The 12,193-nt window shown below is 64.8% G+C and carries 10 protein-coding genes; 5 read left to right on the forward strand and 5 right to left on the reverse strand.

Annotated features, from left to right (window positions below):
• Positions 1-18 precede the first annotated feature (18 nt).
• Genes NKJ72_RS24140 through NKJ72_RS24150 form a run of 3 tightly spaced genes read right to left on the reverse strand, consistent with a single transcriptional unit; the run spans position 19 to position 3,834 of the window.
• A complete protein-coding gene (locus NKJ72_RS24140) occupies positions 19-1,605 on the reverse strand; it encodes an ATP-binding protein (RefSeq protein WP_352479712.1) in 1,587 nt (528 codons plus the stop codon).
• Positions 1,593-2,285, reverse strand: coding sequence for a response regulator (locus tag NKJ72_RS24145; RefSeq protein WP_352479713.1), 693 nt, complete (start codon positions 2,283-2,285; stop codon positions 1,593-1,595). The genes NKJ72_RS24140 and NKJ72_RS24145 overlap by 13 nt, the downstream gene beginning before the upstream one ends.
• Positions 2,286-2,289: 4 nt before the next feature.
• Complete coding sequence (locus NKJ72_RS24150) at positions 2,290-3,834, reverse strand: DUF4153 domain-containing protein (RefSeq protein WP_352479714.1); 1,545 nt, start codon at positions 3,832-3,834, stop codon at positions 2,290-2,292.
• A gap of 278 nt (positions 3,835-4,112) precedes the next feature.
• Here NKJ72_RS24150 and NKJ72_RS24155 point away from each other — a divergent pair, with 278 nt between their 5' ends.
• Complete coding sequence (locus tag NKJ72_RS24155; protein WP_352479715.1) at positions 4,113-4,994, forward strand: HpcH/HpaI aldolase/citrate lyase family protein; 882 nt, start codon at positions 4,113-4,115, stop codon at positions 4,992-4,994.
• 28 nt (positions 4,995-5,022) lie between these two features.
• Positions 5,023-5,229 (forward strand): DUF1737 domain-containing protein, encoded by a 207-nt coding sequence (locus tag NKJ72_RS24160; protein ID WP_352479716.1) that lies wholly within the window; start codon positions 5,023-5,025, stop codon positions 5,227-5,229.
• A 277-nt stretch (positions 5,230-5,506) separates the two neighbouring features.
• Here NKJ72_RS24160 and NKJ72_RS24165 read toward each other — a convergent pair whose 3' ends face one another.
• Positions 5,507-5,929 (reverse strand): metallopeptidase family protein, encoded by a 423-nt coding sequence (locus tag NKJ72_RS24165; protein ID WP_023680515.1) that lies wholly within the window; start codon positions 5,927-5,929, stop codon positions 5,507-5,509.
• Positions 5,930-6,113: 184 nt separating this feature from the next.
• Here NKJ72_RS24165 and NKJ72_RS24170 point away from each other — a divergent pair, with 184 nt between their 5' ends.
• Genes NKJ72_RS24170 through NKJ72_RS24180 form a run of 3 tightly spaced genes read left to right on the forward strand, consistent with a single transcriptional unit; the run spans position 6,114 to position 11,897 of the window.
• Positions 6,114-7,172: an ImuA family protein gene (locus tag NKJ72_RS24170; protein WP_352479717.1), complete on the forward strand. Its 1,059-nt coding sequence runs from the start codon at positions 6,114-6,116 to the stop codon at positions 7,170-7,172.
• Positions 7,114-8,592 carry a DUF6504 family protein gene (locus NKJ72_RS24175; protein WP_352479718.1) on the forward strand — a complete coding sequence of 493 codons (1,479 nt, stop codon included), beginning with the start codon at positions 7,114-7,116 and terminating at the stop codon, positions 8,590-8,592. Before NKJ72_RS24170 ends, NKJ72_RS24175 begins: the two co-directional genes overlap by 59 nt.
• Complete coding sequence (locus NKJ72_RS24180; protein WP_352479719.1) at positions 8,589-11,897, forward strand: error-prone DNA polymerase; 3,309 nt, start codon at positions 8,589-8,591, stop codon at positions 11,895-11,897. Before NKJ72_RS24175 ends, NKJ72_RS24180 begins: the two co-directional genes overlap by 4 nt.
• 32 nt (positions 11,898-11,929) lie before the next feature.
• Here the strand turns inward: NKJ72_RS24180 and NKJ72_RS24185 are convergent, their stop codons facing one another.
• A complete protein-coding gene (locus tag NKJ72_RS24185; RefSeq protein WP_352479720.1) occupies positions 11,930-12,169 on the reverse strand; it encodes a Trm112 family protein in 240 nt (79 codons plus the stop codon).
• Positions 12,170-12,193 lie beyond the last annotated feature (24 nt).

A 12,193-nucleotide genomic window follows, 5' to 3' on the forward strand; every position in this document is an offset into this window, starting at 1 on the left:
CCGGTCTGAATCGCCGAGTCACGCCGCCGGCAGGATGATCTCGAAGCGCGTGCCGCTCGCCGAGTCAACCAGCCGGATCGTGCCATCATGCGCTTTCAGGAGGGCCAGCACGATGCCGAGGCCCATCCCGGTGCCGCCGGAATCGCGGCGCGTGGTGAAAAACGGCTCGAAGATGCGGCCTCGGTTGCTGGGCGAAATGCCGGCGCCGTCGTCGTCCACCACAATGGTGGCCTTGCCGTCCGCGCTTGCGGCCGTGATCGAAACCAGCGTTGCGCCGTGCCGCGCCGAATTGTCGATGAGATTGGCCAGCACGATCGCCGCGTTTTCGGCCGATATGCGCAGACCGATCCGGGCGCCCGCCTCGAGGCGCACCGCCAGCCTGTCGTCGGCCGGCAGCAGCGCCAGCGCAGCAGTGAGCGACGTGCTTTCGCCGCTGGGCTCGAGATTTTCGGCGCGCGCCAGGTCGAGCAGGCGGCGCACGAGCAGATTGAGCCGGCCGGCATCGGTGACGATATTGTCCGAAAAGCGCCGCCGCTCGGCCTCGTCCATCGCGCTGCCCGAATCGCGCAACAGTTCGGCGGCGCCCTGGATCGCCGTCAGCGGCGATTTGAGCTCGTGCGAGACGTGGGTGGCAAAAGTCTGGATGCCGTCGGAGCGTGCATGCAGTTTTTCGGCCATGTCGAGGAAGGCGGCAGAAAGCGCCGCCATTTCGCGCGTGCCGTGGTGATCAAGCGGCCTGATCGCCGCGCGGTCGCCGGCGGCGATTCGATTCGTGCGTTCCATCAGCGCATAGATCGGCCGGCTGACGGTGCGCAGGAAAACCAGCCCGATCAGCAGCGTGCCGCCTAGAATGGCAATTGCCGCCAGCGCCACCTTGCCGCGCTCGCCATAGAGATGCTTGACGATGTTGTTGGGCGTCCGCGACAGATAGATCACGCCGGCGACCTTGCCTGAAACGGCAACCGGCATGGCGACAAAGACGCGAACCTTGGTGCCGCGGCTGACCGAATAGAGCGGCGGCGAAGGCTGGTCGGGCACCCGCAGCCTGAGCGCGCTGGCGTAGCGGCCGGCAAGCGCTGCGCGAACTTCTTCGACAGCGGCGAGCGACAGGCCGGCCTCCTCACGGCCGGCGATGACCACGCCTCCGGGATCGAGCAGCCGGAAGCCGGCCAGCGTGGTCTTCTGCGTCTCGGCAAGAATGCCCGACAGCCGCGCGCCGATTGCCGCGAAGGCAGGATCGACGCTGGCCGCCGTGGCTGCTGGCCGGGTTGGCAGGATCCTGTCGGATGCAAGATCGAGGCGCGGTTCGATTGGCTGGTAGGGAGAAGCCCGATCCCTTGTACTGGGTGGAGGCATGGATGTGCCGAGCTTTTCCGGGGCAAGGCCGGTCTCACGGACCTCTTGCGCATAGATCGCGGCAAGGGCGGCACCTTGTGCGATCAGCTCGGCCTCGGTCTGGCGGATCAGCTGGTTCTCGTAGAGCCGGAAGAAGAACAGGCCGGCCAGCGGCAGCGTCATCACCATGATCAGGATGGCAATGACGACCGTGGCAAGCCGTGGCCGCCATTTGCTGCCAATCCATTTTCGGGCGCTCAACTCCCGCATCGGCCGAGCCGGAAGCCGACGCCATGCACGGTCTCGATCGCATCGACGCAGCCGATGGCCGCGAGCTTGGCGCGGATGTTGCGGATATGGCTGTCGACGGTGCGGTCGGCGACGTGGATGTTGGCGGCATAGGCATTGGCCATCACCATGTCGCGGCCGAGCACATGCGCCGGCCGCGCCAGAAACCCTTTCAGGATCGCGAATTCGATCGAGGTCAGCGCCAGCGGCTTGCCGTCGAAGCTGGCTGTATGGCTTGCCGGCACCAGCGCCAGTCTGCCATGAGAGAATTGCCGGTCGTCGGCTGGTTCGGGCGCAGGCCGGGCGCGGCGCAGGATGACGTTGACGCGGGCGACCAGCTCGCGCGGGCTGAACGGCTTGGTGACATAGTCGTCGCCGCCCATTTCCAGCCCCAGTATGCGGTCGATCTCCTCATCCCGCGCGGACAGGAACAGCACCGGCACGTCGGATGTGTGGCGAAGCCGCCGGCACACTTCCAGCCCGTCCATTTCCGGCATGCCGATATCGAGCACGACAAGATCGGGAGCACGGCGTTCGATCGCCAGCAAGGCAGCTGCGCCGTCCGGCACTGCCAGCGTTTTCATGCCGGCCTTTTCGAGCGCGAAGCAGATGATTTCGCGAATGTGCGGATCGTCGTCGGCGACCAGTATGTGGTGCGGCATCAAATCAGCGGCCCGGCATGAAGGGTTCGGACATCGGAGGAACCACAAACGGGCCACGCCTGTCGAGGGCGCGGTTGAGCCGCCAGTCACGAAAGCTCCAGCCGCGCCAGTTTTCCTGGCCGGCGCGGAAGCGTGCTTCGTCCTGTGCATACCAGTCGGCGAGTTCGCGGATGGAGGCATCCTCCGCGGAAACCGTCCTGCTCTGGTGCTGGACGAAACGATCGAGTGCCGGCAAGGCGCCGGGCCCGAGCGAGCGCAGGTACCAGACGTCGAGCTGGGTGCCTTGGCCGGTCATTTCGAAGGAATGGTCGACATTGTAGTTGGCGATCAGCGCGGCAAAGTTGATGAACGAGCAGGCATAGAGCGTCGCCGATAGCGTCAGAAGATTGGCGGAAAGCAGCCATTCATTGGACTTTCCGCGCGCGATGCGGGCTATGATCAGGGCAAGGCCCGCCGCCACCAGCCCCATCCAGACGAAGGCGGCGACACGCCAGTAGGTCAGCGCATAGATGCCGATATAGAGATCGAGCCGCAGGATCGACGAGATCACCAGAACGATGTTCTGCGCCACCCAGACATAGACCAGCCGGCGGATGAGCGGATCGCCGGAGGTCGCGCTGCCCGGCCGCAGCGCCGCCAGCACGAAGCCGGCGGCCAGCAGCGCCGTGACGATCAGCGGGTAGGCACCGCGATGCGCGTAGGCGGCATAGGTCAGCCCGTCGGGAAGCGCGATGCCGCCCCACAGATAGGTGGCGTCGAGTAAGCTCTGCACCGCGAACAGGATGTTGAAGACGACGAGCGCGCGAAGGATAGCGGCCTTGCCGAAGACGATGTCCTCGATCGTGGTCCTGGTGGCCGGCGTCGCCGCTGCGCTGGCTGGCGACACCCTGCGGCGGCGGAGAAACCGCGGCAGGCGCGGCCGCAGAAAGGCCCATACGCCGACGAGCACGAATAGCCAGAAGGCAAGACGCGGCAACTGCATGAGGTTGAGCAGGGCGAAGAGGTCAATCAGCGAAAACCAGTATTCGATGACCGGATTGGCGGCGCCGAACAGCGCGACAAACACTGCGCCGAGGCTCAGCGGCATGACCCAGACGGCGATCGCCGCAAGGCGCATGCGTCGTCGGCCAAGCCGCCGCGCCGCCGTGCGCCAGCGGAAGAAGTCGCGGATGAACCGAAAAGGCGCTGCGAGCAGGAAGGTCAAAAGCTGGCCGGCAATGCGGGCAAGGCCGCGCCGCAGCCGTCCGGCCAGTGAAAGCACGAAGATGGCCAGCCCCGCCAGCGCGATCGAGACGGACAGTGCGCTGACATTTTCCATAAGCGGCAGCAGCCCCACAAGCAGCGCAACCGGCTTGAACCAGAACTTGCCATCGTTGAAGACGCCGAGAGGATGGAGAGCCATGCTCGCCGCGGCAATCGCAACGCCGAACAGGAAAAGCGTGATGCCCGCCGGTTGGCCATAGAAGAAGAAATCGGCCAACGCGACGAGCAGGACGGCAACGCCGAAGCGGCTGCAATAGCTCGGCGCCGCCGAGAGGAATACTGTCATGATCGGGCTTTCTCGGCGGCTTTGATGCGGCCGGTGGGCAGGGATTTGCGGACGAAAGGGAGGAGGGTTGCCAAAGTCTGGGGCGGATCGACGAGCCACCAGCTTTCGCAGCGAAGCCGGTACGGCACGGACCAACGGGAGTTCGTTTGCTCTTGCATGCCGCCCTTGTCGCATTCTGCCGCGTGGCAAGCGGGGCGGAGACGAGGAGATTTTCCGAAATTACGTGCAGTTTTTATGCACGGCTTGCCTCGGCTGGCTGCAGGCGGCATAGATCGAACATGTTCACCGAAAGCTACCGCCCGCGCCGCTCGGTGCTTTACGTTCCGGCCTCGAACGACAAGGCGCTGGCCAAGATCCCGTCGCTGACCTGCGATGCCGTCGTCATCGATCTCGAGGACGCCGTCGCCCCGGCCGACAAGCTTTCCGCGCGCGAAAAACTGGCGGCGATTTTCGCCGGCCGTTCCAACCGGCGCTGCGAAATGGTGGTGCGCATAAATGCGCTGTCGAGCGAATGGGGCGCCGACGATCTGCTGGCCGCGGCAAAATGCACGCCCGACGCCATCCTGCTGCCCAAGGTCGACACGCCGCGCGACATCCTCGAGGCCGGCGACGTGCTCGACGACAATTTTATCGCGGACGAGGTCAAGCTGTGGGCAATGATCGAGACGCCCAAGGCGCTGCTCAATATCGGGCCGATCGCCGAGCTCGGCCGCGACCCGGCCTCGCGCCTGGTTTGTTTCGTTGCCGGAACAAACGACTTGGTCAAGGACACCGGCATTCTCGCCACGCCCGATCGGCGCTATCTCGTGCCATGGCTGATGCAAATGGTGCTCGCGGCGCGTGCCGGCGGCCTCGACCTGCTCGATGGCGTCTTCAATGATTTTCGCGATATGGACGGGTTTGCGCGCGAGTGCACGGAAGCGGCCGCCATGGGTTTTGACGGCAAGTCGCTGATCCATCCAGCCCAGATCGAGGCGGCGAACCGCGCTTTTGCACCGACGCCTGACGCATTGGCCGAGGCGCGCGCGATCAAGGAAGCCTTCGCGCTTGCCGAAAATGCCGGCAAGGCGGTGATTGCGCTGAACGGAAAAATGGTCGAGCGGCTGCATCTGGCGCAGGCCGAAAAACTGCTGGCGAAGGCCGCCGCTGTTCGCGCATGATTATCGTAACTGACAACAGGATTGAAGAATGAAACTCTACCGCTTTCTGTCCGGCCCGGACGATGCCAGCTTCTGCCACAAGGTGACGGCGGCGCTGAACACGGGCTGGCACCTGTTCGGCTCACCGACCTATGCCTATGACAAGGAAGCGAAAACCATGCGCTGCGGCCAGGCGGTGGTGAAGGACATCGAGGGCCAGGAATACGGCCCCGACACCAAGCTCAGCGATTGGTAGGGAGGTTCGCCGAAGCGCTCGTCCTTCGTCATCCTAGGGCGTAGCAGTCGCGAAGCGACGTCGCGGAGTACCCTAGGATCCATGCCGTTACCTCTGCCGAAGGGCACGGCGGATCAGGATTAGTGTGATCTACCACCCCCGTTACCCAGAACGGGATGATGGGCGTTCGGTTCTGCACCGCCGGAGCACTGCACCACCATCACGGCATGGATCCTGGGGTCTGCGCCGCGTCGCTTCGCTCCTTGCTCCGCCCCAGGATGACGAGGAGCGGGGTCGCTCACTCCGCTGCCTCTTCGATCTTCTCCATATCGTCGTCCGACAGGCCGAAATGGTGGCCGATCTCGTGGATCAGCACATGGGTGACGATGTCGCCCAGCGTTTCCTCGTTCTCGGCCCAGTAGTCAAGGATGGCGCGACGATAGAGCGTGATGCGGTTCGGCCCCTCGCCGGTTTGCGGATTCCAGCGCTCGGCGATGCCGCGCCCCTCGAACAGCCCCAACAGGTCGAAGGGCGTTTCCAGCGAAAGGTCGTCCATGATCTCGTCGGTCGGGAATTCGGCGATCTGAATGACGATCTCGCCGGTCAACTTGCGAAAGTCCTCCGGCAGATGGGCATAGGCCTCCAGCGCCAGGAGCTCGATTTCCTCCATCGTTGGCGAAAGCTGGTCGTGCCAGATGCGTGTTTGGTAGATGCGAGCCATGCTTTGTCCCTTTGATCCCGGCATATAGGCTTTCGAGCCGGACTCGGCAAATGGCCGGGCTGGGGTGACCGTGACACGCCCCCACTACAGGAATAAATTCCCCATGACTCCGCTTGACTCTTTGGCCGGCCTCTGGAATCTATAGGAACATAACAGGAACAATTGTGAGTGGAAGCTGACCGTCATGGCGACAAGCGCCGTGGCGCGGGAGACTGTTTTTGCCCTGCGCCGCCAGATCGCGAAGATCGAGGGAACGCTGTCCGAGCGTCTGGAGGCGTCGGCCGGCGCAGCCGCCGTTGATGCGGATGTCAGCCCCCAGACTCTGACATTGCCTCGAAATCTAACTATTGTCCGGCGCGGCCTCGCCGTGACTTCGCAGGATGCGTTTTTGTCCACCGGCGCCGAGCGCCTCGATGCTGCGCTGAGCGGTGGCCTGCCGAAGGCGGCGCTGAGCGAGTTTCATGGCGCCGCGACGCGCGATGCCGGGGCCGTCGCCGGCTTTGTGCTCGCGCTCGTCAGCCTGATCCTCAGCCAGGGCCCGCGACTGCCGGTGCTGTGGATCGGCACATCCGAGGTTTTCCGCGAGGCCGGCTTCCCTTACGCCAGGGGGCTTCACGCCTTTTTCGGCATCGAGCCGGAGCAATTGCTGTTTTCCGAGGCGCCAAGGCTGCTCGATGCGCTGTGGGTCGCCGAGGAGGCTGCCCGGATGACGGCGCTGGCCGCCGTCATCCTCGAAATCCGCGGCAGCCCGCAGCGGCTGGATCTCACCGCGACGCGGCGGTTGCACGCGCGGGCGCAGAGTGCCGGCCGGCCGCTGTTCCTGCTGCGCCAGGCCGGCGAGCCCGAGCCTACGGCAGCGCCCGTCCGCCTCATCCTGTCGGCGGCACCGGCGGCAGCGCGCCAGACAATCGCCGGGCCGCTCGCCGGCTCGATCGGCCGGCCCGCCTTCACCGTCGCCATCGGCAAGAGCCGCACGGCCTTGCCCGGACAATTCACACTGGAGTGGAACCCCGATGAACGCATATTCGAAGAAAGACGGGGCGAGCAAGGATGGTCTCAGGAATCGGCCCCAGAACGGCCAAAGAATCCTGTCCCTGTGGTTTCCGCATCTCGCCGCCGAGAGGATCCTGCGGCAGCGTCTGGGGCGGTCCTGGCGTTCCCGGCCCTCGAATCACCTGCCGCTGGTGATCAGCCATCGCCAAGGGAACGCCCAGCGCATCGCCGCCCTCGACGAACGGGCTGAGGCGCTTAATCTGAAACGCGGCATGGGCATAGCCGACGCATGCGCCATGCATCCCTCGATCGACATCGTGGAGGCCGATCCGGAGGCCGACCGGCGCCTGCTCGAAGGCCTCGCCGACTGGTGCGACCGCTATACCCCGCTGGTGGCGCTCGACGGGACCGACGGCCTCTATCTCGATGTCACCGGCTGCACGCATCTTTTCGGCGGCGAACGCTCGATGCTGGACGATATCCTGTCGCGTTTTTTCCATCAGGGCTTCGATGTCCGCGCCGGGCTTGCCGCCACACCTGGTGCTGCCTGGGCGGCGGCGCGGTTTGCCGGCGACCGCATCGTGCCCGATGGCGAGGAGGAAGCGCTTCTCGCGCCCATGCCGCTGGCGGCGCTGCGCATCGACCCGGAGGTCCGCGCCAGCCTCGAAAGCGTCGGCCTGCGCACGGCGGGCGCCGTCATGGCAGCACCGCGCGCGCCGCTGGCCCGCCGCTTCGGCGCATCGCTGCTCTTGCGCCTCGACCAGGCGCTCGGCCGCCTCGACGAAGCCGTGTCGCCGCGCCTGCCGGTGGCACCGCTTTCGGTCGAGCGTCACCTTGCTGAGCCGATCCTGTTGACCGAGGACATCGAGCGGCTGACCGGCATGCTGGCGACCACCTTGAAGAGCGACCTCGAGCGTCGCGGCGAGGGCGCAAGGCGGCTGGCGCTGCTGCTTTTCCGCGTCGATGGCGGCGTCAGCCGCATCGCCGTCGGCACCTCGCGGCCTCTGCGCGAGCCGCGGCTGATCCAGAAATTGTTCCACGAAAGGCTTGCCGCGCTCGAACGGGATATCGACGCCGGCTATGGCTTCGATCTCGTGCGCCTTTCGGTGCTGACCGCCGCCGCCTTCGACATGCAGCAGGCAGACCTTGCCGGCGAGACGAGCGACGACGGTGCCGATATCGCGCTTTTTGCCGACCGCATTCGCGCCCGGCTCGGCGAAGGCGCGGTCTTGAAGCCGGTTGCCGTCGAGAGCCATTTGCCGGAGCGCGCCGTCGCCACTATCCCCTTCACGGAGGCGCCGCAGAGAAGCTCGCCGCCGAAGCAGCCGGACAAGGCGAAGGACGCTCCCTCGACCATCTTCCAGCCTGAACGACCGATCCGGCTTTTCCGGTCGCCCGAGCCGATCGAAGTGCCAGCCACCGAAATGCCGGAAGGCCCGCCTTTGAACTTCCGCTGGCGGCGCGCGCTCTACCGGGTCGCGCGCGCCGAAGGGCCGGAGCGCATCGCGCCGGAATGGTGGCGAGAGGCGGCGGGACGAGAAGATGCCCCGACCCGGGATTATTTCCGCATCGAGGATGCCGACGGCCGCCGTTACTGGCTCTATCGCCAGGGCCTTTACGGCGCCTCTCAAGTCCCGCCGCGCTGGTACATGCATGGGATCTTCGCATGAATGCGCTGACGGCCATCCCCTATGCCGAATTCGGCATCCAGTCGAACTTCTCGTTCCTGCGCGGTGCCTCGAAACCGGAGGAGCTGGTGGTCGCGGCAAAATTCCTGGGGTTTTCGGCGATCGGTCTCGCCGACCGAAACACGGTGGCGGGCGTGGTACGCGCCTGGCAGCAGGCCAAGGTGGAGGGTGTTTCCTATCATCCCGGCTGCCGCCTGGTTTTTTGCGACGGCACGCCGGACATCCTCGCCTATCCGCAGGACCGCAAGGGCTGGGGACATCTCTGCCGCATGCTGACACAGGCCAATCTGCGCGACGAGAACGAAAAGGGCGCAACGCTTCTCAAACAGAGCGATCTTCTCGAATGGGGCGATCTCCTGTCGCTGGCCATACTGCCGGATCTGTCGGCGGACGCGGAAACCAGCCTCGCACTCCTTAGCCGGCTCATGGAGCGTTTCGGCGAAAACCTGAGGCTGGCGGTTTCGCCGGATTACCGCGGTAACGACCGCTTCCGTATCGAGCAGGCGGCGGCGATGGCCGAGCTGGCCGGCATCCCGCTGATGGCCACCAACGACGTTCTCTACCATACGTCGGAACGGCGCCCGCTGCAGGACGTGCTGACGGCGATCCGCCTCAATGTGCCCGTCGCCGAGGTGGGGCTGGAGCTGGCGGCCAATGCCGAGCGCCACTTAAAGCCGCCGCTGGAGATGGCACGGCTTTTCCGCAGGCATCCGCAAGCGCTGGCGGAAACGCTGCGTTTTGCCAGCGAGCTGACCTTCTCGCTCAGTGATCTGCAATACAACTATCCCGACGAGCCGACGGAATCGGGCCTCGGGCCGCAGGCCGAGCTGGAAAGGCTGGCCAAGGAGGGGGCCGCCATCCGCTACCCCTCGGGCGTGCCCGCTTTTGTGACGCAACGCATCGAGGAGGAGCTCGCCCTGATCGAGCGCCTGAACTACGCGCGCTATTTCCTGACTGTCCACGACATCGTCAAATTCGCCCGCAGCCAGAACATTCTCTGCCAGGGGCGCGGCTCCGCCGCCAACTCGATCGTCTGCTTCTGCATCGGCATCACCGAAGTTGGCCCGGACAAGATCGACACGCTTTTCGAGCGCTTCATCTCCGAGGAAAGGAACGAACCGCCCGACATCGACGTCGATTTCGAGCATGAAAAGCGCGAGGAGGTCATCCAGTACATCTATTCCAAATACAGTACCAAGCGCACCGCGCTGGCCGCTGCCGTCGTCAGCTACCGGGGCCGCTCGGCGATGCGCGAAGTGGCCAAGGCGATGGGCCTGTCGGACGACGTCCGCAGCGCGCTGTCCAGTTCGATCTGGGGCTGGTCGACCTCGGAACTCGGCGAAAAGGAGACAAAAGCCGGCGGCCTCGATCAGACAGATCCATCGACAAGGCACGTGATCGAATGCGCCAACGAGATCATGGGCTTTCCCCGTCATTTGTCGCAGCATGTCGGCGGTTTTGTCATCACCAGGGACCGGCTCGACGAGATCGTGCCCATCGTCAAGACGGCGATGGACGAGCGCAAGATGGTCGAGTGGGACAAGGACGACCTCGACGCGGTGAAAATCCTTAAAGTGGACGTGCTGGCGCTCGGCATGCTGACCTGCCTGCAGCGCGCCTTCACCCTGCTCCGGGATCATTATCCGGAGGCGCGGGACGATTACGGCCAACCCTATGTGCTGGCCACTCTGCCTGCCGAGGACAAGCGTGTCTACGACATGATCTGCCGCGCCGACACGATCGGCGTCTTCCAGATCGAATCCCGCGCGCAGATGTCGATGCTGCCGCGGCTGCGGCCGAAAAACTTTTACGATCTCGTCATCGAGGTGGCGATCGTGCGGCCCGGCCCGATCCAGGGCGACATGGTCCATCCCTATCTGCGCCGCCGGCAAGGCAAGGAAAAACCCGAATACCCCAAGCCGGAACTGGAAAAAATCCTCGGCAGGACGCTGGGCGTGCCGTTGTTCCAGGAGCAGGCGATGAAGATCGCCATCGTCGCCGGCGGCTTCAGGCCGGGCGAGGCCGATGAACTGCGCCGTGCCATGGCGACGTTTAAGCGCACCGGCACGATTGGCAATTACCGCAAGAGAATGGTCGACGGCATGGTCGCCAAGGGCTACGCAAGAGACTTCGCCGAGCGCTGCTTCAAGCAGATCGAAGGCTTTGGCGAATACGGCTTTCCCGAAAGCCACGCCGCCTCCTTCGCCCTGCTGGTCTATGCCTCCTGCTGGTTCAAGACCTTCTATCCCGACGTGTTCTGCGCCGCGATCCTGAATTCCCAGCCGATGGGGTTTTACCAGCCGGCTCAGCTTGTCCGCGACGCGCATGACCACGGCGTCGAGATCCGCGAGGTCGACGTCAATTTTTCCGGCTGGGATTGCGCCTTGGAGAAATCGCCTTTCGATCCGGATCGTATCCTTGACCGCCATGCCCAGATGCGCGGCGTCATCCGGACCAGCCATGCCGTCCGGCTTGGTTTTCGCCAGGTCAAGGGCCTGTCGAAGGAGCGCATGGAGACCTTTGTGCTGCGACGCGGCGACGGCTACGCATCCGTGCGCGATGTCTGGCTGCGCTCGGGCCTCAACGTCGACGAGATCGAAAAACTGGCACAGGCCGACGCTTTCCGCTCGCTTGGATTGAACCGCCGCGACGCTCTATGGGCGGTCCGCGCGCTCGACGGCAAGAGTGCCGCCGAAAAGCTGCCGCTGTTCGATCAGCCGGCGATCCGCTTGCGCGATCTCGAGCCTGAAACCCGGCTCCCGGCAATGCCGCTCGGCGAGCACGTCGTCCACGACTACCGCTCGCTCGGCCTGTCGCTGAAGGCGCACCCGGTCGCCTTCCTGCGTCAAAGGCTGGATCGGTCCGGCGTCACGCCCAATGCGCAGCTCGGCCAGGTGCGGGACGGCCGCCGGGTTTCGGTCGCCGGCCTCGTGCTGGTGCGGCAGCGGCCGGGCAATGGCAAGGCGATTTTCCTGACGCTGGAAGACGAGAATGCGGTCGCCAATATCATTTTCTGGGAAAGAACCTTCAACCGCTTCCGCCCCATCGTCATGGGCGCGCGTCTCATCCGCGTCACCGGCAAGCTGCAATCGGAATCGGACGTCATCCATATCGTCGCCGAGAAGGTCGAGGATCTGACGCCGTGGCTGTCGGTGCTGCTTGAGGAGGCAAGGCTTGTGGATGAGCCTTCGAGCGGCCCCGAGGAGAAACGGCCCGACAGCATCGCGCAAACGGAACTATTGGGAAAGGCAGAGAAGGTCATGCCCAAGGGGCGCAATTTTCAGTAGAACAGTGGCTGGCTATTGGCCTCTTCTCTTCGTCAGGACGTTCCGCCCAGGCGCGGTGGCGTGGGCACGGTATCGTCAATGGTGATCGTACGTGCCTCCGAGGGCAGCATGATCGGAATGCCGTCCCGCACCGGATAGGCAAGCTTTGCCACCCGCGAGATAAGCTCGCCGCGCTCCGGATCCCAGGCAAGCGGCCCCTTGGTCAGCGGGCAGGCCAAGAGTTCCAGCAGCTTGGGGTCGACAGTCCTGTTCCCGTCACGTCCATCCGCCATTCGATCCATCTTTTCCACAAGGCG

The sequence above is a fragment of the Mesorhizobium sp. M0045 genome (assembly GCF_040323385.1).
Classification (GTDB): domain Bacteria; phylum Pseudomonadota; class Alphaproteobacteria; order Rhizobiales; family Rhizobiaceae; genus Mesorhizobium.

Excerpts from the sequence above, each read along its gene's own strand:
- NKJ72_RS24165 (WP_023680515.1), bottom strand. The coding sequence starts at position 5,929 with ATGGCTCGCATCTACCAAACACGCATCTGGCACGACCAGCTTTCGCCA.
- NKJ72_RS24145 (WP_352479713.1), bottom strand. The coding sequence starts at position 2,285 with ATGCCGCACCACATACTGGTCGCCGACGACGATCCGCACATTCGCGAA.
- NKJ72_RS24155 (WP_352479715.1), top strand. The coding sequence starts at position 4,113 with ATGTTCACCGAAAGCTACCGCCCGCGCCGCTCGGTGCTTTACGTTCCG.
- NKJ72_RS24170 (WP_352479717.1), top strand. The coding sequence starts at position 6,114 with ATGGCGACAAGCGCCGTGGCGCGGGAGACTGTTTTTGCCCTGCGCCGC.
- NKJ72_RS24160 (WP_352479716.1), top strand. The coding sequence starts at position 5,023 with ATGAAACTCTACCGCTTTCTGTCCGGCCCGGACGATGCCAGCTTCTGC.
- NKJ72_RS24185 (WP_352479720.1), bottom strand. The coding sequence starts at position 12,169 with ATGGCGGATGGACGTGACGGGAACAGGACTGTCGACCCCAAGCTGCTG.
- NKJ72_RS24140 (WP_352479712.1), bottom strand. The coding sequence starts at position 1,605 with ATGCGGGAGTTGAGCGCCCGAAAATGGATTGGCAGCAAATGGCGGCCA.
- NKJ72_RS24150 (WP_352479714.1), bottom strand. The coding sequence starts at position 3,834 with ATGACAGTATTCCTCTCGGCGGCGCCGAGCTATTGCAGCCGCTTCGGC.
- NKJ72_RS24180 (WP_352479719.1), top strand. The coding sequence starts at position 8,589 with ATGAATGCGCTGACGGCCATCCCCTATGCCGAATTCGGCATCCAGTCG.